The sequence below is a fragment of the Nocardia sp. CY41 genome (assembly GCF_009829325.1).
In the GTDB taxonomy this organism is placed as follows: Bacteria; Actinomycetota; Actinomycetes; order Mycobacteriales; family Mycobacteriaceae; genus Nocardia.
In genome coordinates, this window is record NZ_VUOS01000014.1 from 123,442 (window position 1) to 142,076 (window position 18,635).

An 18,635-nucleotide genomic window follows, 5' to 3' on the forward strand; every position below is an offset into this window, starting at 1 on the left:
GGTGGGCGCCTGCGGCGACAAGACGTTCACCGGTGCTCGCGCCACTCGGCTATCGCCAGTCCGATCCGGGTAGCCGGGGGCTCGTGGTAGAGCCACTCGCGGGCGAGGCGATGCCAATTGTTGGTCACCCGCAATCGGCCGAGCACGGCGAAGGTGAACAGGTCCGCGCGGCGGGAGAAGACGTGCTCCGGGGGCAGCGATTGATGCCGCATACCGCGGAATTCGGCGGCTCGCGGATCGACCGCGAGGATCATGGCGCCGGTGGCGACGTCGGGAGTGATGGTGATCTGCTCGTCCAGCAGATGCCAGCCCGCCGCGGCCCACACGTAGTCGAGGCATTCCTGTGTGCTGACGCCCGCTTCCGGGTCGATGATGCCGCGTCCCACCCACGCCTCGTACAGGTCCTCGGCGCGGTGTTCCCCGGCCGCCCGCAGGCACGCGCGCTCGAAATCGACATGCGCGGGATCCATGCGGTCGTAGAGCCCGAAATCGACGAATGCCAGTCGGCCGTCGTCCGCGAGCAGGATGTTGCCGGGGTGCGGATCACCGCAGAACTCGTAGTCGCAGAACAGCGAACTGATGTAGAAGCGGTAGATCAACTCCCCGAGCCGATCGCGCTCGACTTCGGGCAGCGCCTGCATCTGCGGAAAAGTCCTGCCCTCGACGAACTCCGTGACCAGAACGTGTCTCGTGCAGTGCTCTCGGATGCTGTCGGGCACCATGATGAACGGATGGCCGCGGTAGCGCGAAGCCACCCGGTGCTGGGTCCTGGCTTCGCGCGGATAGTCGAGTTCGTTTCCGATGTTGCGGGCGATCTCCTCGAGCACGGCGCTGTCGGCCGCGCTCGGGAGGATGGATTTCCAGAGCTTGCTGAGCACTTCCAGATTGCGCATGTCCGCGTGGATGGCCTCGTCCACGCCCGGGTATTGGACCTTGACGGCCACCGCGCGCCCGTCGTGCAGCCGTGCCCGGTACACCTGCCCGATCGACGCCGCCGCGATCGGTGTCTCGTCGAAATCGGCGAAGATTCGCGCCGGTGGCCCGAGATCGTCCTCGATGACCTTCAGCATCGCCGCGAACGGCACAGTCGGGGCCCGGTCGCACAATTCGGCGAGCTTGGTCCGGAACAGTTCGCGATGCGTCGGCGGGATCAGGTCGACGTCCAGCACCGACAACATCTGGCCCAGCTTCATCGCCGCGCCCTTCATACTGCCGAGCACCGTGACGAGCTGCTGCGCCGTCGTCAGGGTGGACCGTTCGGCGAGTACCCGGCGGGCTTCCTCGGTTCTGCCGACCATCGACAACCGATTTCCGACACCACGGACGGCTTGTCCCGCAGCCAGCCGGCCCAGCCGGCCACCCCGGGCCAAACGCCCTTTGGGCACTCGATCTGTCACCGCATGCACCTCCATGAGCATCCGCGGCGTATGTCACACGAGCGGAGATTGTTCGCACTCCGGCGTCAGTTGTCGAGTGCACAGCGGCCGGGCACTAGCGCGCGGCCGTTCGCCGGGTCTCGGCTCGCGGCCGTTCGGCGCCGCCGTTGGTCCAGATGATCAGTGCCGAGTGCAGGTACCAGAGTCCTCGTGCGTCGGAGGGATCGAGGCCGGTGAGTTCTGCGATTCGTCGTAGCCGGTAATCGACCGTGTTCGGATGGACATTCAGCCGCCGAGCTGTGCGCTGGCGATTCAATTCGTTGCCGATGTGTATCCGCAGCGTCTCCACCAAGTCCGGATAATCCATCAGCGGCGCGAGCTGGGTGCCGAGTACGTCGCGTCCGATGCCGGGCCGGGTCAGCTGATATTGGAGCGCCAACTCGGTGAACCTGTGCACGCCGGGTCCGCGTCCGAGTTGCTCCACGGTGTCGAGCAACTCGTGGGCTTGCACAGCGGCGGCGGCGACCTGGTGCGGTTCGGCGGGGACGACGGTGGCGGTGATCGGCACGCGCGCTGCATGCGAGAGTTCGGCGACCACGGCGTCCAGATCGGGGGCGCCGGACCGGGTGGCGGGAATGAGGATCGTTCCTCCGTCCACCGACAGCAGCGACAGGGCTTGGCCGTCGAACAGATCGGCGAGGCTGGACTGCAGGCGGCGAAGTTTGCGCCGCGCGACGACTTGGCCGTCGAGCTGGGGAAGACTTTCGTCGGGATGCGCCGGAACCGCCACGGCGAGCACCATGTAGGTGTCCGCGATCGGTATGCCGCATTCACGCGCCATCGCGGAGGTCGCATGGCCGCCCAGCAGCGCGGAGGTCAGGGTGAGTACCGCGGTTCGATCCTCGGCCGCACCGGCTTTGCATTCCCGCGCATAGGCTTTGCCGATCGTCGCGGTGACCAGACTCAGCAATTCGAGCGTGGTGGCAGTGCCGGAGACTATGTCTACGCGATCCGCGGCGTCCTTCTCGGCGAACAACATCTCCAGCCCGAACTTGAATCCCACATGAACCGCATGAAGGATCGCGTCGATGGAGATGCCTTGCCGAGCCCACCCCGCTGCCGCGTTCAGCAGCCCCTCGGTGCGGTCGGCCGAGGCCGGCTCGCCCACCCGCTGACTCGCCCATTCCAAGCACATCCGGACCACCACCGGGATCGTCGCGTCGGCTGGGCCACCCGGTAGCACGGCGGAATCCCTCAGGTGTCCGACGATCTTTCTGGTCCATGCGTCGGTGTCGCGTAAAGGTGACCGCACCGGCCGCGCCGTATCCGGTGCGAAGTGGGCGATTCTGCCGATCGTCACGGGTGACCTCCTCGTCGCCGTCGAGCCACGGTGGCGTCGGATTCGCCGCTCGCTACGGAGAAGCGCCCGACCTCCAGCGTCCGCAGCACCACTGCTGTCCGCTCCGTCACAAACGGTAAACCGCACGACAACTCAGCTACTACTCCCCTTCGGGCCCCCTTCTTACGCCCGCCGCAAAGGGTGCTGACCAGGAAAGATCGTGAGCTGGTGTTCGATTTGGGAAGCTCCCCGCCCCCACATACATGGTCAGGTGCTCACTTTTGCCGTGCGGGATTCACACCGCCGCGGCGCCCACCTCGGCCTCCATCCATGCCCCGATCATGCGCCCGGTCATCTCGATCGCCTCCCTGCGCGCTCCACTGTCGACCTCGAGTGCCGACGCGCGCAACACTGCCGCGAAGCCGGTGTTGATGATGACGAACGTCATCACGTCGTAGCGGTGATCGTCACCCGGGCCGAGCACCTGGATCAGCAACACCTTGACCAGCAGGCGAAGCCGCGGCTCGAATTCGGGAATCCCGCTGCTGTAGAACTGCACTCCCGCCACCAGCGCGCGCACCAACTTCGCATTGGCCACCAACTCCTCACTGATGACCTCCAGGATGTCGGTGACGATCTGCCGGACGGGTTTGCCCGACAGATCGAACACGCGCTGGGTGAAGCGCCGCTCCACCGTTTCGAGTAACCGCTCGAGCAGCTCGTCCACCAGAACCGCCCGATCCGCGAAATACCGGTAGACCGTGCCGATGCTGACACCGGCCTCCGCCGCGATCCGGTTCGTCGAGGTATCGGCGATACCGCGCTCCCCGAACAACCGCGCGGCCGTATCCAGAATGTGCTCCCGCGTCGCCTTTGCCCGCTCCTGAGTCGGACGACGACGTTGGCCGACAGCCTTCGGCGGCACCACACCTCCCGCCCCGCAACCAAAACTGAGCGTCGCTCATCTTAGCGGGAGCGAACGGCGTCCCGAAGAGGAACTTTCATTACGGGCGGTCTTGTTCGCCGTGCCGGTCACCGCGCCCGCGCACCGCCGCGACCGGCTACGGCTTCGTCGGCGGCCGGGCGATCGGCGCGACGCCACGCCACGCCGATACCGATACGACTTCGTTTCACCGCGTAGTAGTCTCCGGCCCCAGTCCGGACGGCCGCCGGATTCGAGTGTCCTCTGCGCCGGGCGCCTCGCCGGTGAGTCGTCCGGTGCGGCTCATCCCGAGGACCATCGAGCCGAGGCCGAGCAGCAGCGCGAGCGCGCCGGCGACGACGTTGTTCCAGATCGTCGATGTGGTGTCGACGTTACCGCTGACCACCCACGGGGACACGATCGTCCAGAGGCCGATCAGTGGTGCGGCCCAGACGATGCCGTGCGTCCGCCCGTACACCGAGGCGAATCCGAGGGCCAGCATCGCCAGAGCGATACCGCAGACGAGGTTGTTGACGGTCAAGGTCGAGAACCCGTTGAATCCGACAACCCACGGGGAGATCGCGATATACAGCCCGGTCAAGAACAACAGTCCGGTGACCGCCTGCGCGTCCGGCGCTTCCGAAGCGCGCTCGTACTTCTCCCGCAACTCCACGATGTCGGGATGCCGACTCATCATGGTTTCACTACTCATGTTCTCCACCACCTTTGGACGTAGTGGCGAATCGAGGCTCTCGAGCCGGACGGCCTGTGCTCGGTCGCGGAACGCGGCCCGGGTAGTCGCCACTCACTCATATGTCATGCCGTGATACTATCACTCCATGATGGAAGGGTCGATGCCCTCGCCTGCCCACCTCACCGACCAGGAGTACGCGAGGCTGCTGGCGTTCCGGAGCGGCCTTCGGCAGCTCCTGCGCTGGAGTGAGCGCCGGGCAGCCGAAGTCGGGCTCACCGACACGCAGCATCAGCTGCTGCTGGCGATCCGAGCGCACGCGGATCCGGACGGGCCCAGCGTCGGAGAGATCGCCGGATATCTGTGCGCCCGCCACCACAGCGTGGTGCAACTGATCGATCGCACCGAGCAACTCGGCCTTGTCGCCCGCACGCGGGGGCAGGGCAACGACCGCCGCGTCGTCCATCTCACGCTCACCGAGGCGGGCAAGGAGACGCTGGCCCTACTCGGCGCCACGCATCTGGAAGAGCTGCGAAGACTCACCCCCCTCATCAGTGCGCTGGACGATCCCGCCGCCCTCCCGCAAGCCGGATGAGGACGTGCCGGCACGCCGTGGCAGCAGAAGCGGTGTGGCCAGGAGCAACAGCCCGGCCAGGGCTATCGCCGCACGGAGGCCGGTGAGTCGGGCCAGCAGACCCCACGACAGGGTGAGTACGGCGATGCCGATGCTGCTGGTGATCGACCAGGCGGCGAGCACCCGGGCGTGGCGGTCGGCATCGGTGTTGCGCAACCGATAGGCGGCGAAGACGGAATTGAAAAGGCTCAAGCAGAGGATCAGCCCGAATTCGGTCACCATCACGATCACGAGCCCGGTCACGCCCGGCTGGATGAACGCGAGACCGAGGGGCCAGCAGGCTCGAAGTGCGCCGAAGACGCGCAGCACCGCTTGCTCGCCGTAGCGGGAAACGACCCGGCGGGCGAGTCGTGACCCGACGAGGCCGCCGATACAGGGAACGGCGAACGCCAGCCCGTACGCCCAGACGGGGAACCGCAGTTCGGCGAGCATCAGCACCGACAGCAGCGGCTCCGCGGCCATGATCAGTCCGTTGACCAGCACGGTGTTGAAGAACAGTCGCCGCAGCGTGTGGTGGGTCAGGATGTAGTGCCATCCTTCGACGAGGTCGCCCCAGCGGCGCGTCCGGGTCGTCCGCGGGCTCGGTGGCCGCTCCGGCTCTCGGATGACGGTCAAAGCGAGCGCCGAAAAGAGGTAGCTCGCCGCGTCCACGGCAACGGTGGCCACCGGCCCCAGCAGCCCGATGGCGGCGCCTCCCACGGGCGGTCCGACGACGGTGGCCGACCAGGTGGTGGACTCGAATCGACTGGTGGCCAGGAGAAGCCGGTCGGCAGGGACGACGGTCTTCAGGTAGGCGCCACTGGCGGCCGCGAACGCGATCTTCGCCGCCGCGGTGACGATGGCGATCAGCAGAAGTTGCGCGAAGGTCAGCACGCCCAGCCAGTAGGCCAGCGGTACGGACGCCAGCGCCGCGAACCGGACGACGTCCATGGCGATCATGACCGGCCGCTTGGCGCGGGGCTCCATCCACGGCCCGAGCGGAACCGCCAGCAGCGCCCCCATCGCCAACCCGGCGGACGACAGCACCGCCACCTCCGCCGAGCCGGCGTTCAGCGCCGTGATGGCGACGACCGTGAACGCCCCGAACCCGAGTCCGGTCCCGTAGGCGCTGACGGCGTAGGCCGCCCACAACCATCCGAACGACCTTCCGAGGTTGGCACCGCCCATACCCGACACCCGCTTCCACGCCTGAACCATGTTGTGTGGTCAGGGGATTGAAGCCGATCGGTGGCGCTGACACCAACAACGTATCGGCCGAACTCAACAACTAAAAGTTGTGAAAGCAGGTCCCCCGTTATCCGTACGTTCCCGAGTATTCCCAGCGAAGCCCTGGCGGCTAGCATACTAGCTTGCTAGCATTGCCCGGTGGGCGAGGAAGTCAAGCAGTTCAACGTCTACCTGCCGATCGAACTGATCAAGCAGGTCAAATTGCGCGCGATCGAGTCGGAGATGTCGTTGTCGGCGCTGGTGACCGCCGCGCTGCGCGCCTACCTGGACGACCGATCGAACGCACCGTCAGGAGAGGATCGACTATGACCACCGAGGGCATCGAGGCCGTGTTCCTGGAGACCCACAACTGGGGCCGGATGGCAAAGTTCCTGCAGGGGTTGGGATTCACGGTCGAATTCGAGACCGACCACCACTCCGGCCAGTTCCGCAACGGCGACGGCCCCTACGTGTTCGTCGCCGAGGTCCCCGCGACGAAGCCCGCCTGCACCCAGCTGGTGCTGAAGGTGGCGAGCTCCGAGGAACGTCCGGGCGAGGGCGTCGAGATCGCCACCGGCTTCGAGCCGACCCACTACGGGACCCAGGAGATGACCGTCCGAGACCCGGACGGACGGTCGTGGAGCCTGCAGGCACCGGGCAAGGAGTAAGCAGTGGCACACGAGACCATCACCCCGGACAACACCGCGGTACGGGTAGCACTGTGGCGCGCGATACACGTCCTGGACGACGCGCCCCCGCACGTATTCGACGATCGCGTCGGCCTGCGCCTGGCCGCTCCCGAGGACGGCTGGCGGGAGCGCCCGGACATGGAACCGCGCAACACCGCACCGATGCGCGCCGGAATAGTCTCCCGCGCGAGGTTTCTCGAGGATCTCCTCGCCGAGCAGGCCGAGCGCGGCGTGGATCAGTACGTCGTACTCGGCGCGGGACTGGACACCTTCGCGCAACGCAGGCCCGACCTCGCCGCACGATTCACCGTCTTCGAGGTCGACCAGCCCGGCCCGCAGGCATGGAAACGTCAGCGGCTCAGCGAACTCGGCTTCGACCTACCGCCCTGGCTGCGGTTGGTGCCGGTCGACTTCGAGGTGGACGCATGGTGGCAGCGGTTGATCGAAGCCGGTTTCGACCCCACTCGCCCGGCGTTGGTCGCCTCCGCCGGTGTCTCGATGTACCTGACCCGCGAGGCGAACATCGCGACGCTGCGGCAACTGTCGGCACTCGCGCCGGGTTCCACCCTGGCCACCACATTCCTGCTGCCGCTCGAACTCGTCGATCCCGACGAACAGCGCATGCGCCGGTTCGCCGAAGAAGGCGCCCGCCGCTCCGGCACCCCGTTCCTCAGCTTCTTCCGTCCCGACGAGATGGTGCGGCTGGCCAAGGACGCCGGGTTCGCCGCCGCCCGGCACATCTCTGCGGCCGAGCTGACCGCCCGCTACTTCGCCGACCGCACCGATGGCCTGCGACCGGCGGAATCAGAGCAGATCATCGTCGCGACAACATGATCTCCGGTCTGATCTCAGTTCATGCCGCGACGTCGAACAGCGTCAGTTCCTGCGGGACCCGTGCGGATTCGGCGCGCTGCTCCGCGCGCTCCCGAATCGCGCACGTCGGCCCGATCCCCTCGGCGACCGATTGCGGGGACAGCAACCAACCGTGACAACGACGGCAGTGCGCGACCAGTCTCACCACGGGGCGGTCATCAATGGCGGCCAATTCGTTCTCCTCTGGCCAGGCGACTACATCGTCAGTGTGGCATAGGGCACCGACAGAATTCGGCGAAGACGACGCGAGCAGCCGACCCGGCCATCGATTTTTCGCAGCCGCATGCGTTCTCGCGGGCGTGCTGAGGAAAGATGATGCCCATGACCGCATCTCGACTGTTTCGTTCGTTGGTGGGTACCGTGCCCGCGGTACTCGCCGTCGTCAGCTTCACCGCGGCCGGAGGGGTCTCGACGGCCCAGGCCGCACCCGGCATTCCCGGTGTTCCCGGCGTGGTGCAACGCCTGCAGATCGCTCCCGGCCAGAACAGCACCGAAGCCACCGGCAACGTCGCGCAGGGCAAGTCCGACAGCTACTCCATCGCCACGGCGCCGGGGCAGCACCTGAGCTTCGACGTGAGCGGCAACGCCCGCGTGTCGGTGGCCCCGCTGATCGGGCCGCAGGTCGCGAACGAGGTTCCGCACGCCGACCTCGTCGCCGACGGCATGGACTACCAGATCGTCGTCTCCTCCGCCGACGGCGGGGCGGCCGGCTACACCTTGAAGGTCACCCTCGTCTGACGCTCGAACGACTCCGCCCGCCGGCCTGACGTGTCACAACCGTCAGGCCGGCGGGCTGCCCGTCCTCCGAGGACGCGCGTCATCCGCCTCCCGAGGACGCAGTGCCGTTGGGCACAACGAGGGCGAACCGCGGCGTACGGCCGAGGTCGGCGCACTATGGTGGGGCGGTGCCGCTCGAACCAGGTGACCAGTTTGCGGGATTCGTCGTGCGAGACCGGCTGGGACACGGGGGAAGCAGCGAGGTGTACCTGGCCGAAGACCCGGAATGGTCGCGACCGGTGTCACTGAAGATCCTGGGACCGGAGGACAGCCGGTCGCCCGAGGCGCGGGCTCGATTCGTGCACGAGTTCGACATCTTGTCGGCGTTGCGGCACCCCGACATCGTGCGGATGTACACGCACGGTGAAACCGACGGCAGGTTGTGGTCGGCCCACGAGTACGTGGCCGGCGCGACGGTGTCCACATTGGTGCCGGTGCCGCGTCGGCGCCCGGACCTGCGGCAGGTGCTCCACGTGCTGACCCACGTCGCGGCGGGGTTGGACTTCGCGCACGCCAACGGAGTTGTCCATCTCGACGTGAAACCGGCGAACGTCCTGGTCGGGACGGACGAACCGGCGACGGTTAAGATCTCCGATTTCGATTCGGCCCGATGGCTGCATCGGCCCGAGCCGCCGTTGGCCAGCCACGGGTTCGTCGTCGTATCGGTGCCCTACGCCGCGCCGGAACTGCTGCGAGCGGACACAGTGTCCCCGGCGACCGACCAGTACGCGCTGGCATGTTCGGCCGTCGAGCTGCTCACCGGCCACACGCCGTTCTCCCGGGCGAACCTCATGGCCACCGCCGAGGCGCAGCTGCACGAATCGCCCCCTCGGCTGGCCGCCCGTCACCGCTGGATCCCGCCCGAGGTCGACGTGATCCTGCATCGGTCGCTCGCCAAGGAACCCGGTGCGCGCTACGACTCGTGCGCCGAGCCCATCCGCCTGCTCACCGAGGCTCTCGACGGCGTCGACCCCCGTCCTCTCGCGCCCGTGCTGACCCGATGGAAGGCGGCCCGATCGCTCCTGCGGAACTCCGCCATCGGACGGATCGGCGGCAAAGCGACCTTCGGCTCCACCCCGAGGTAGCGCGCATGATTTGCCGGTTTCCTTGCGAGGAGCCGGTGCCGCGGTCACGCTGAAAGGTATGCGGACCCGCGATATCGAGGTCGGGTGCACCTATATGGTGCTGGTCCCGCAGCGCCTGCCACGCAGTCGGTACCCCGACTGCGACCAGCCGGGCTCCCTCACTTGGGCGTGGTCCTGGCTGCGCGGCGGCCGGTTCCGGCTCACCGTCACCGATATCGATCAGACCAGCGATCCGATCACCGTCGAAGGCTTGCGGATCACCGCCAACTCGCGCATCGCCGTCGTGCTGACCCCCGAACAAGCCCAGGATCTCGGTTTGCCGGTCGGCGTGTTCCGAGTACGCGGGACCTTGTTCGACGGTGAGGACCGGCCGGTTCGCCTGCCCGAGGTCGAACCACTCCGCGTCCCGGCCCGCTGGCTGCGACCGGTCGAGCAGCCCTGCTTCACGCACCGCGATATCGACTGCTTCCCCTACCTCTGAGAACGGTGGCGAGACACCCGTTCGAAATTAACGTTTCCGTCCGGGCGGTGCGGAGCAATGAACCCGGGGACGACCCCACGCGTTCTTCGCGTCCTGCGAGCGCCGAGCGTCGAACAAGGTCAGGCGGATCTTCCCCGAGATGTCGAGATTCACTTCTTCGGCCGGATCGGTCATCGACTTCTCGAATTCCTGGCTGAAGATCGCCGGGCCCCGTCGGCACTCGCGCGGAAATCCCCTGTGAACGTGTCGGGGACGACGCCCACGTGACTCCACCACGCGGACGACGTGTCGGCCCGGCGCGGCGTTCTCCGATCAGAGGGCGTAGGGCGCGATGAAACGCTCCAATGCGTCCCAGAGTTCGGCTTCGCGCCGCGGGTCGTACGACTCCTCCGACGAGCGGGCCACCCGGCCGCGGTCGACGTAGGCGCCGGTCGGCGCGGCGGTGGCGCCGACGACGACGTCGGCGAGGTGGCGCCCGGCGGTCACGCGGCCGGTCGCGAACGGCGTCAGGGTGAGCGCAGGCAGGATGCGGCGCATCGCGAACCGGGACGCCGGACCCGCGTGGCGGGCGAGGCCGGTCCCGGGGACGAACCCCGGGTTGAAACCGATGACATCGATCCCGGCTCGCAGGCGGCGCGCGTACTCGTGCACGAGGTAGATGGCGGCGAGTTTGCTCGTCGAGTACGCGGTGCGTCCGGCGGCGGTGGTGCGCGGCTCGGGAAACGCGCCGGGGCGGGCGAGGACGTCCGGGGGCCGCCAGACCGGACCGGGGACCATACCCAAGTTGTGCCGCAAGTCGCCGAAGTGGGTGTCGCTCACGGTGATCACGATCCGGGCCGGTGGGTCGAAGCGGTCTTCGAGCAGCCGGATGAGCAGATGGTTGGCGAGCACGTTGACGGCGAAGGTGGACTCGAATCCGCCGGGTCCCTCGGTGAGCGCGTTCGTGTACTGCATTCCCGCGTTGCCCACGAAGCCTTGCAGCGGCGGCAGCTCGTCCCGGTCGAGCCTGCCGCGGATCTCGGCCGCGGCCGACCGCACGCTGTCCGGTGCGCCGAGGTCCACCTCGACGTGCGACACCGAGCGCCCGCCCGCGCCCAGTTCGGCGGCCAGTCGTGCGCCGGTGGAGCCACGAGCGGCGACGACGAGATGCGCCTGCGGCGACGCGCGGAGGATGCGCTCCGCGGCGACGCGGCCGATACCGCGGCTCGCCCCCGTCATCACGATGCTCGACGGCATGGGACCTCCTGCACTGTGTGGGCCCGATCGGTCGTCTTCGATGGTCGTCGCACTGGCTGCCGGCAGCCAGTGCCGTGCGCGTCACCAGGACTGCCGGTACCCAGGCTGCGGCGGCGCGCGGCAGCCAGAATGGGGGCGTGGCTCGTTCTCGTTCCGATTTCGGCGCGCTGCTGCACGCCTGGCGCGACCGCCTCTCGCCCGCCGACGCCGGTTTTCCGGTGACGCGCGGCCGCCGTGCCCCTGGACTGCGCCGTGAGGAGCTCGCGCAGCTCGCCGGGCTGTCGGTCGACTACGTCCTGCGCCTGGAGCAGGGTCGTGCACGCAATCCGTCGGCGCAGGTGGTCGGCGCTCTCGCGCGGGCTCTGCAGTTGTCCCGGAGCGAGCGCGACGAGCTGTACCGCACGGCCGGGCTGCTGCCGCCGCAGGACGGGACGATCGCCACGCACGTGCCTCCTGGCATCCAACGGCTCACCGCGCGTCTCGGCGACGTCCCGATCGGGGTGTTCGCCGCCGACTGGACGCTCGTATGGTGGAACGGCATGTGGAGCGCCCTGCACGGCGACCCCTCGACGGTCCCCGCCACCGAGCGCAACCTCGCGCGTGCCGTTTTCGGTGCCGGCGCGGCGCGCGCCTCGGTCCGTCCCTTCCGGTCCGACCGCGCGGACGGCGAGTTTCCCGCGTCGATCGTCGCCGATCTGAAGGACGCGGTATCACGCTATCCCGCCGACGCCGGGCTCGATCGCCTCGTGCGGGATCTTCGCACCGCGTCCGGCGCTTTCGCGCGACTCTGGACGACGGCGACCGCGTCCCAGCACACGTCCGACCGGAAGACGATCCGGCACCCCGAGGTCGGCGACATCACCCTCGACTGCGACGTTCTCGTCGTTCCGGGCGCCGACCTCCGCATGGTCACCTACACGGCGGCGGCCGGAAGCGACGACGCGGGGAAACTGGACCTGCTCCGCGTCACGAACGGCCGGGCGGCCGGCATGCTCCCCTGACCCCGCACCGGCAGGCATGCGACGTTCGCACGGTCCGTAGCGGCGTGCGCGTCGGATGACGGTCGGCGCTGACGCCGGTCAGCGGACCGGCTGGTCGGCCCATGCCTGCGGCAGTGCCGCACTCGACACGTCGGCGATCTCGTGCAAGCGCTGCGAGGAAAAACCCAGGCGGCTCAATTGGATCAAACCTTGGGCGACCATCACGACATTGGCGCTGACGGCCGAGAGCATGGCTTCGTCGCCGGCTCCGGCGTCGTGCATGGCGGGTCGCAGCCGGTCGGCGACGCCGCGCTCCATGTCCGTGGTGGTCCGGGTCCCGATGGTGGCGACTTCGGGGATACGGGTGGCGAGCTGGGCGATGCTGTTGATCATCAGACACCCGCGCCGGTCCGGCTGCGCGGCACAGTCCTCGATGATCGCCTGGTACAGCGCGCGCACCGCGGAGCGCGCGGAACCGCCCGCCGAGCCGATGGCCTCGCGGACCAGACGCGCACGGCGCTCGCAATAGCGTTCGAACGCCGCCAGGAACAGGCCGCGCTTGCTGCCGTAGGCGGCGTAGATACTTCCGTTGCCGACACCGGTCGCCACCGAGACGTCTTCCACCGACGTGCTGTCGAAACCCTTCGACCAGAACAGCTCGGTCGCGGCGTCGAGCAGCCTCGATTCGTCGAACTGTCGGGGCCGTCCCATGCGCTCACCGTACCAATCGGTGTGCGAGGTCCGGCACATCACTTGTTCTGGAGGCTCGCCTCCACAATACTGTTGACATGTCCCACAACTTCGCCGCCTCGTCCAGCAAACGGGTAGGCATCCTGGTCTTCGACGGCGTGAAGATGCTCGACTTCGTCGGGCCCGCGGAAGTGTTCGTCGAGGCGAATCAATCGGTGGCGGGGTACGAGGTGGTCCTGGTCTCGGCCGACGGCAAGGACGCACAGACCTCGATCGGCGCGCGGGTCGAGGTGAGCTGCGCGGCCGCCGACGCGGGCCGTTTCGACACGGTGGTGATTCCGGGAAGCGAGCTGCCGCCGGGCAAATTCGTGACGCCTGCGGTGCTGGCGGCCGCGCGGCACCTGGCCTGCAACACGCGGCGGTTGGCGTCCATCTGCAGTGGCGCGTTCGTGCTGGCCGAGCTGGGCCTGTTCGACGGCAGACGCGCGAGCACGCACTGGAAATTCGCGACCGACCTCGCGCGGCGCTACCCGTCCATCGAGGTGGACCCGGACGCCATCTTCGTGCGGGACGGCAACCTCTACAGCTCGGCCGGGGTCGCCGCCGGCGTCGATCTCGCACTGGCCCTCGTCGAAGAGGACCACGGCGCCGACATCGCGCGGAACGTGGCGCAGGCGCTGGTGGTCTACATGCAGCGCGCGGGCGGGCAATCCCAGTTCTCCGCGTCGCTGAGCGGACCGGTGCCGCGCAGCCCGCTGGTCCGTCGAGTCGTGGACTTGATCTGCGCGGACCCGACCTACCCGCACACCGTGCAGACCCTGGCCGCCCACGCGCGGGTCAGCGTCCGGCATCTGACCCGGCTGTTCCGGGCGGAACTCGAACGCTCCCCCGCGGAGTACGTCGCGTTCATCCGTTTCGGCACGGCGCGGGACATGCTGCACGCGGGGTACAGCGTGACGGAGGCCGCGATGGCCGCGGGATACGGCACCAGCGAGGCATTGCGCCGCGCGTTCGTCGCGCGTCTGGGCGTCTCCCCGAGCAAATATCAGCAGCGCTTCCGGTCGACCGCGCGGGCGGAGCCGATGATGGTGCAGGCCGTGTCCTGATCGGAGGCATTTGTGGCCCGTGCGGAGGGGCGCGCGGAGGGGTGTCCGGCCGAGACTGGGTCGGTCACAGCGCCACTCGTCGAGCGCTGGAGAAAGGAACGCTATGCCCGCCCCGGCAAGTCCGACCATCGTCCTGGTGCACGGCGCTTTCGCCGACGCCTCGAGCTGGTCCCCGGTCACCGAACGGCTGCTCGCTCAGGGCCATCGCGTCCTGGTTCCTCCGGTGTTCAATCGCAGCCTCGCGGCGGACGCGGCCTACATCAGGTCGTTCGTCGAGCAGATCGACGGCCCCGTGCTGCTTGCCGGGCACTCCTACGGTGGGGCCGTCATCACCGTCGCCGGCGTCGCCGACAATGTCGTGGGCTTGGTCTACGTGTCCGGCTACGCCCTCGAGGAGGGCGAGAGCCTCGGCCGGTTGCAGGGCGAGTTCCCGGATTCCGACCTGGCGGCCAATCTCGTCTACGCGCCGTACCCGATCGAGGGCGCCGAGCCGGGCACGGACGTCTCGGTCGAGATCGGCGCTTTCCCCAAGGTTTTCGCCGCGGGCCTCGACCCGGCGAAGGCCGCGGTGCTCGCGGTCTCGCAGCGCCCGCTGTCGGCGATCGCGTTCAACGAGCCCGCCTCGGCGGCCGCGTGGAAGACCAAACCGGCCTGGGGCATCGTGTCCAGCGCCGACCGCACCATCAACCCGGAGGTCGAACGATTCGGCTACCGGCGAGCCGGATTCCGCGCGGTCGTGGAGATCGACGGGCCACACCTGGTCATGCAGACCCACCCCGGCGAAGTCGCGGCCGTCATCACCGACGCGATCGCCGCGTCGGCCTGAGCCATCGCAGTTCCACCACTATCAGAGAGGCACGATCATGTCAGGAAATCCGCTGGGCATCTCGCTCGAACCGGCGGCGCAGGAGTTCGTCGACGCGACCTCACAGCCGCCGTTCCTCTACCAGCTCCCGCCCGAAGAGGGCCGCAAAGCGGTCGACGGCGTGCAGGACTCGCCGATCTTCAAGCCCGAGATCGACGAGGAGTGGATCACCGTCGAGGGCGGGCCGACCGGCTCGGTGCGAGTTCGGATCGTCAAGCCCCAGGGCGCTACCGGGACACTGCCGGTGATCGTCTACACACACGGCGCGGGATGGGTGTTCGGCGACGCGCACACCCACGACCGCCTGGTGCGCGATCTCGCGGTCGGCACGAACGCGGCCGTCGTGTTCCCCGAATACGACCGGTCCCCGGACGTGCGCTACCCGGTGGCCAACGAGCAGTCCTACCGCGTCGCCCAATGGGTCACCACCCACGGCGCCGAGAAGAACCTCGACACCTCCCGCATCGCGATCGCGGGCGACTCGGTCGGCGGCAACATGGCCATCGCGCTGACCCTGATGGCAAAGGAACGCGGCGACGTCTCCTTCGTCCAGCAGGTGCTGTTCTACCCGGTGACCGACGCCAACTTCGACACCGGCTCCTACCAGCAGTTCGCCGAAGGGTACTTCCTCACCCGCGAGGGCATGAAGTGGTTCTGGGATCAGTACACCACCAGCGCGGACGAGCGCGCGCAGATCACGGCGTCCCCGCTGCGCGCGACCACCGAGCAACTGGCCGGGCTGCCGCCCGCGCTGGTCATCACCGCCGAGGCCGATGTGCTGCGCGACGAGGGCGAAGCCTTCGCGGGCAAGTTGCGCGCCGCGGGCGTGCCGGTCACCCAGGTGCGCTACGGCGGGATCGTGCACGACTTCGTGATGGTCAACTCGCTGCACGACACCCATGCCGCCAAGGCGGCGGTGGCGCAGGCCGTCGCGACGTTGCGATCCGCCCTGTACCCCGCCTGATCCGTACCCGACGATCCGATTCGGAGGAATCACCCTCGTGAGCACCGAGCCCACCAGTCCGACCATCGTCCTTGTCCACGGCGCCTTCGCCGACTCCTCCAGCTGGAACGGGGTCGTCGAACGGTTGCGCGCAGAAGGGCGCTCCGTGATCGCGGCCGCCAATCCGCTGCGCGGCCTCGACAGTGACGCCGCCTATGTGGCCTCGGTCCTCGACAGCGTGGAAGGGCCGTGCGTTCTGGTCGGCCATTCCTACGGCGGGAGCGTCATCACGGTTGCCGCCGCCGGGAAGAGCAATGTCGAAGCGCTCGTCTATATCGCCGCGTTCATTCCCGACGAAGGCGAGAGCGCATTGCAATTGACCGACAAGTTCCCCGGATCGACGCTCGGGCCGACCACCCGGGCCGCGGCCTACCCGCTTCCGGACGGAGGCACCGGTACCGAGCTCTACATCCGCCAGGACGAATTCCACCGGCAGTTCGCCGCCGACGTGCCCGCCGCCACCGGCGAGCTGATGGCCGCGACCCAGCGGCCGGTCGCCCTCGACGCCCTGCAACAGCCCGCGACCGCCACCGCGTGGCGGGACATCCGGTCGTTCGCGCTGCTCACCAGCGAGGACAAGAACATTCCGGTGGAAGCGCAGCGGTTCATGGCGCAGCGGGCGGGCGCCGATGTCGTCGAGGTCGCGGCCTCGCACGCGGTCTCGGTGTCCGCGCCGGATGTGGTGGCCGAGCTGATCGCCCGAGCCGCCGAGAAATAGATCCGAGTGGCCGCGCGGCGATTCCGCCGCGCGGCCCACAACCGGTGCTCTGCGTCAGAAATCGACGACAGCGGTGGCGAAGCCGTCGAGCGGTACCACAGGCTCGCTCAGCGGTGCGGCTGCAAACCCTCGGATCTGTGCGGTTGCGACCGCAGAGTCGCGCGGCCGTCAGCCGCAGACGGCACCGATCGAGGCCGAGCCGACCAGTTTCGTGTACTTGGCCAAGACGCCGCGGGTGTAGCGAGGCGGCAGTGGTGCCCAGCCTTCCCGGCGGCGCGCGAGTTCGTCGGCGTCGACCAGCAGGTCCAGGGTGCCCGCGGCGACGTCGAGCCGGATGGGGTCGCCGTCGCGCACGAAAGCGATCGGTCCGCCGTCCACGGCCTCGGGGGCGACGTGTCCGACACACAGGCCGGTGGTGCCGCCGGAGAACCGTCCGTCGGTGAGCAGCAAAACGTCCTTGCCCAGGCCCGCCCCCTTGATCGCCGCGGTGATGGCGAGCATCTCGCGCATCCCTGGACCGCCTTTCGGTCCCTCGTACCGGATGACGACCACGTCGCCCGCCGCGATCGTGCCGTCCTCGAGCGCGTCCATCGCCGCGCGTTCCCGGTCGAAAACCCGCGCCGTGCCGCTGAACACGTCGGAGTCGAAGCCCGCCGACTTGACGACGGCGCCGTCCGGGGCGAGCGAGCCGGACAGGATCGTGATGCCACCGGTCGGATGGATCGGTGCGGCCATCGCGCGGATCACCTTGCCATCGGGGTCCGGCGGTGTGATGTCGGCCAGGTTCTCCGCCACCGTCCGTCCCGTCACGGTCAGGCAGTCGCCGTGCAACAACCCGGCATCGAGCAGGGCCTTCATCATGACCGGCACGCCGCCGATCCGGTCCACGTCGGTCATCACGTGATTGCCGAAGGGTTTGACGTCGGCGAGGTGCGGAACGCGGCGGCCGATGCGCGCGAAATCGTCCAGCGAGAGATCGACGTTCGCCTCGTGGGCGATCGCCAGCAGATGCAGCACGGCGTTGGTGGAACCGCCGAACGCCATGACCACCGCGATCGCGTTCTCGAACGCCGGTTTGGTGAGGATGTCGGAAGGAGTGATCCCCTGCCGGATCAACTCGATCACGGCCTCGCCGCTGCGGCGGGCGTAACCGTCCCGGCGGCGGTCGGTCGCGGGCGGGGCCGCGCTGCCTGGCAGCGACATGCCCAGCGCCTCCGCCGCACTGGCCATGGTGTTGGCGGTGTACATGCCACCGCACGCCCCTTCGCCCGGGCAGATCGCCCGCTCGATGGCGGCGACGTCCTCGCGGCTCATCAACCCCCGGGCGCAGGCGCCGACCGCTTCGAAGGCGTCGATGATCGTCACCTCACGCTCGCTGCCGTCGGAGAGCTTGGCGATCCCGGGCAGGATCGACCCCGCGTACAGGAACACACTCGCCAAATTCAGCCGGGCCGCGGCCATCAGCATCCCGGGCAGCGACTTGTCGCATCCGGCCAGCAGCACCGAGCCGTCGAGCCGCTCGGCTTGCATCACCGTCTCGACGCTGTCGGCGATCACCTCCCGCGAGACCAAGGAGAAGTGCATCCCCTCGTGGCCCATGGAGATGCCGTCGGACACCGAGATGGTGCCGAACTGCATGGGAAAGCCGCCGCCGGAGAAGACGCCGTCCTTACAGCCCTGAGCGAGCCGGTCCAGGGACAGATTGCAGGGAGTGATCTCGTTCCACGAGGACGCGACGCCGATCTGCGGCTTCTCCCAGTCCGCGTCGCCCATGCCGACCGCGCGCAGCATCCCGCGCGCGGCGGTCTTCTCCAGGCCGTCGGTGACGTCGCGGCTGCGCGGCTTGAGATCGGGAACCTTCGAATTCTCGGGCATGGTTCCCCATCATGCTCGGTCCGCTCCGATCGCCGCGGCGACCACGCCGAATCCGCGCATACCGCGGCGCTCGTACGCCCAGAGCGTAA

Annotated in this window: 21 protein-coding genes; 12 read left to right on the forward strand and 9 right to left on the reverse strand. The window is 68.5% G+C overall.

Annotated elements, in window-relative coordinates; translation table 11 throughout:
- Window positions 1-26: 26 nt before the first annotated feature.
- The 4 genes from GVY64_RS17015 to GVY64_RS17030 all read right to left on the reverse strand — a co-directional run bounded on the left by GVY64_RS17015 (window position 27) and on the right by GVY64_RS17030 (window position 4,349).
- Window positions 27-1,397 (reverse strand): ABC1 kinase family protein, encoded by a 1,371-nt coding sequence (locus tag GVY64_RS17015; protein ID WP_201298042.1) that lies wholly within the window; start codon window positions 1,395-1,397, stop codon window positions 27-29.
- Between the two features lie 94 nt (window positions 1,398-1,491).
- Complete coding sequence (locus GVY64_RS17020) at window positions 1,492-2,736, reverse strand: PucR family transcriptional regulator (RefSeq protein ID WP_236566889.1); 1,245 nt, start codon at window positions 2,734-2,736, stop codon at window positions 1,492-1,494.
- A gap of 274 nt (window positions 2,737-3,010) precedes the next feature.
- On the reverse strand, window positions 3,011-3,640 hold the full coding sequence (locus GVY64_RS17025) for a TetR/AcrR family transcriptional regulator (RefSeq protein WP_159842475.1): 630 nt from the start codon (window positions 3,638-3,640) through the stop codon (window positions 3,011-3,013).
- 205 nt (window positions 3,641-3,845) lie between these two features.
- Window positions 3,846-4,349 carry an SPW repeat protein gene (locus GVY64_RS17030; RefSeq protein ID WP_159842477.1) on the reverse strand — a complete coding sequence of 168 codons (504 nt, stop codon included), beginning with the start codon at window positions 4,347-4,349 and terminating at the stop codon, window positions 3,846-3,848.
- Between the two features lie 127 nt (window positions 4,350-4,476).
- Between GVY64_RS17030 and GVY64_RS17035 the strand changes: the two genes are divergently transcribed.
- Complete coding sequence (locus tag GVY64_RS17035; RefSeq protein WP_236566890.1) at window positions 4,477-4,923, forward strand: MarR family winged helix-turn-helix transcriptional regulator; 447 nt, start codon at window positions 4,477-4,479, stop codon at window positions 4,921-4,923.
- Here GVY64_RS17035 and GVY64_RS17040 read toward each other — a convergent pair.
- Complete coding sequence (locus tag GVY64_RS17040; RefSeq protein ID WP_159842478.1) at window positions 4,831-6,129, reverse strand: MFS transporter; 1,299 nt, start codon at window positions 6,127-6,129, stop codon at window positions 4,831-4,833. The two genes, GVY64_RS17035 and GVY64_RS17040, sit on opposite strands and share 93 nt — an antisense overlap.
- A gap of 198 nt (window positions 6,130-6,327) precedes the next feature.
- On the opposite strand from GVY64_RS17040, the gene GVY64_RS17045 reads away from it, so the two are divergent.
- From GVY64_RS17045 to GVY64_RS17055, 3 genes are read left to right on the forward strand one after another with little or no spacing between them, the layout of a single operon-like run.
- On the forward strand, window positions 6,328-6,498 hold the full coding sequence (locus tag GVY64_RS17045; protein WP_159842480.1) for a ribbon-helix-helix protein, CopG family: 171 nt from the start codon (window positions 6,328-6,330) through the stop codon (window positions 6,496-6,498).
- Window positions 6,495-6,836 (forward strand): VOC family protein, encoded by a 342-nt coding sequence (locus GVY64_RS17050; protein ID WP_159842482.1) that lies wholly within the window; start codon window positions 6,495-6,497, stop codon window positions 6,834-6,836. The genes GVY64_RS17045 and GVY64_RS17050 overlap by 4 nt, the downstream gene beginning before the upstream one ends.
- Before the next feature lie 18 nt (window positions 6,837-6,854).
- Window positions 6,855-7,691 (forward strand): class I SAM-dependent methyltransferase, encoded by an 837-nt coding sequence (locus GVY64_RS17055; RefSeq protein WP_236566923.1) that lies wholly within the window; start codon window positions 6,855-6,857, stop codon window positions 7,689-7,691.
- A 19-nt stretch (window positions 7,692-7,710) separates the two neighbouring features.
- On the opposite strand, the gene GVY64_RS17060 is transcribed toward GVY64_RS17055, so the two are convergent.
- Window positions 7,711-7,902 carry a DUF6011 domain-containing protein gene (locus GVY64_RS17060; RefSeq protein WP_159842486.1) on the reverse strand — a complete coding sequence of 64 codons (192 nt, stop codon included), beginning with the start codon at window positions 7,900-7,902 and terminating at the stop codon, window positions 7,711-7,713.
- Window positions 7,903-8,051: 149 nt separating this feature from the next.
- Here GVY64_RS17060 and GVY64_RS17065 point away from each other — a divergent pair, with 149 nt between their 5' ends.
- From GVY64_RS17065 to GVY64_RS17075, 3 genes are all read left to right on the forward strand, one after another.
- Entirely contained in the window at window positions 8,052-8,468 is a 417-nt protein-coding gene (locus tag GVY64_RS17065) for a hypothetical protein (RefSeq protein WP_159842488.1), read from the forward strand.
- A 167-nt stretch (window positions 8,469-8,635) separates the two neighbouring features.
- A complete protein-coding gene (locus tag GVY64_RS17070; RefSeq protein WP_159842490.1) occupies window positions 8,636-9,592 on the forward strand; it encodes a serine/threonine-protein kinase in 957 nt (318 codons plus the stop codon).
- A gap of 58 nt (window positions 9,593-9,650) precedes the next feature.
- A complete protein-coding gene (locus tag GVY64_RS17075) occupies window positions 9,651-10,073 on the forward strand; it encodes a hypothetical protein (protein WP_159842492.1) in 423 nt (140 codons plus the stop codon).
- 312 nt (window positions 10,074-10,385) lie between these two features.
- Here the strand turns inward: GVY64_RS17075 and GVY64_RS17080 are convergent, their stop codons facing one another.
- A complete protein-coding gene (locus GVY64_RS17080; RefSeq protein ID WP_159842494.1) occupies window positions 10,386-11,309 on the reverse strand; it encodes an SDR family NAD(P)-dependent oxidoreductase in 924 nt (307 codons plus the stop codon).
- 137 nt (window positions 11,310-11,446) lie between these two features.
- Between GVY64_RS17080 and GVY64_RS17085 the strand changes: the two genes are divergently transcribed.
- Window positions 11,447-12,310, forward strand: coding sequence for a helix-turn-helix transcriptional regulator (locus GVY64_RS17085; protein WP_201298043.1), 864 nt, complete (start codon window positions 11,447-11,449; stop codon window positions 12,308-12,310).
- A 78-nt stretch (window positions 12,311-12,388) separates the two neighbouring features.
- On the opposite strand, the gene GVY64_RS17090 is transcribed toward GVY64_RS17085, so the two are convergent.
- On the reverse strand, window positions 12,389-13,000 hold the full coding sequence (locus GVY64_RS17090; protein WP_159842498.1) for a TetR/AcrR family transcriptional regulator: 612 nt from the start codon (window positions 12,998-13,000) through the stop codon (window positions 12,389-12,391).
- A 77-nt stretch (window positions 13,001-13,077) separates the two neighbouring features.
- On the opposite strand from GVY64_RS17090, the gene GVY64_RS17095 reads away from it, so the two are divergent.
- The 4 genes from GVY64_RS17095 to GVY64_RS17110 all read left to right on the forward strand — a co-directional run bounded on the left by GVY64_RS17095 (window position 13,078) and on the right by GVY64_RS17110 (window position 16,671).
- Window positions 13,078-14,085 (forward strand): GlxA family transcriptional regulator, encoded by a 1,008-nt coding sequence (locus GVY64_RS17095; RefSeq protein WP_159842500.1) that lies wholly within the window; start codon window positions 13,078-13,080, stop codon window positions 14,083-14,085.
- A gap of 103 nt (window positions 14,086-14,188) precedes the next feature.
- Window positions 14,189-14,911, forward strand: coding sequence for an alpha/beta fold hydrolase (locus tag GVY64_RS17100; protein ID WP_159842502.1), 723 nt, complete (start codon window positions 14,189-14,191; stop codon window positions 14,909-14,911).
- A 37-nt stretch (window positions 14,912-14,948) separates the two neighbouring features.
- Complete coding sequence (locus GVY64_RS17105; protein WP_159842504.1) at window positions 14,949-15,914, forward strand: alpha/beta hydrolase; 966 nt, start codon at window positions 14,949-14,951, stop codon at window positions 15,912-15,914.
- Window positions 15,915-15,951: 37 nt separating this feature from the next.
- Window positions 15,952-16,671, forward strand: a complete 720-nt coding sequence (locus GVY64_RS17110) for an alpha/beta fold hydrolase (RefSeq protein WP_236566891.1) — start codon at window positions 15,952-15,954, stop codon at window positions 16,669-16,671.
- Window positions 16,672-16,839: 168 nt separating this feature from the next.
- Here GVY64_RS17110 and ilvD read toward each other — a convergent pair whose 3' ends face one another.
- Window positions 16,840-18,546: a dihydroxy-acid dehydratase gene (gene ilvD / locus GVY64_RS17115; protein WP_159842508.1), complete on the reverse strand. Its 1,707-nt coding sequence runs from the start codon at window positions 18,544-18,546 to the stop codon at window positions 16,840-16,842.
- Between the last annotated feature and the right edge of the window lie 89 nt (window positions 18,547-18,635).

What these genes read in the sequence shown, in the direction of transcription:
- GVY64_RS17030 (WP_159842477.1), bottom strand. Translation starts at nt 4,349, where the DNA reads ATGAGTAGTGAAACCATGATGAGTCGGCATCCCGACATCGTGGAGTTG.
- GVY64_RS17035 (WP_236566890.1), top strand. Translation starts at nt 4,477, where the DNA reads ATGATGGAAGGGTCGATGCCCTCGCCTGCCCACCTCACCGACCAGGAG.
- GVY64_RS17040 (WP_159842478.1), bottom strand. Translation starts at nt 6,129, where the DNA reads ATGGGCGGTGCCAACCTCGGAAGGTCGTTCGGATGGTTGTGGGCGGCC.
- GVY64_RS17050 (WP_159842482.1), top strand. Translation starts at nt 6,495, where the DNA reads ATGACCACCGAGGGCATCGAGGCCGTGTTCCTGGAGACCCACAACTGG.
- GVY64_RS17065 (WP_159842488.1), top strand. Translation starts at nt 8,052, where the DNA reads ATGACCGCATCTCGACTGTTTCGTTCGTTGGTGGGTACCGTGCCCGCG.
- GVY64_RS17075 (WP_159842492.1), top strand. Translation starts at nt 9,651, where the DNA reads ATGCGGACCCGCGATATCGAGGTCGGGTGCACCTATATGGTGCTGGTC.
- GVY64_RS17080 (WP_159842494.1), bottom strand. Translation starts at nt 11,309, where the DNA reads ATGCCGTCGAGCATCGTGATGACGGGGGCGAGCCGCGGTATCGGCCGC.
- GVY64_RS17090 (WP_159842498.1), bottom strand. Translation starts at nt 13,000, where the DNA reads ATGGGACGGCCCCGACAGTTCGACGAATCGAGGCTGCTCGACGCCGCG.
- GVY64_RS17095 (WP_159842500.1), top strand. Translation starts at nt 13,078, where the DNA reads ATGTCCCACAACTTCGCCGCCTCGTCCAGCAAACGGGTAGGCATCCTG.
- GVY64_RS17100 (WP_159842502.1), top strand. Translation starts at nt 14,189, where the DNA reads ATGCCCGCCCCGGCAAGTCCGACCATCGTCCTGGTGCACGGCGCTTTC.
- GVY64_RS17105 (WP_159842504.1), top strand. Translation starts at nt 14,949, where the DNA reads ATGTCAGGAAATCCGCTGGGCATCTCGCTCGAACCGGCGGCGCAGGAG.
- ilvD (WP_159842508.1), bottom strand. Translation starts at nt 18,546, where the DNA reads ATGCCCGAGAATTCGAAGGTTCCCGATCTCAAGCCGCGCAGCCGCGAC.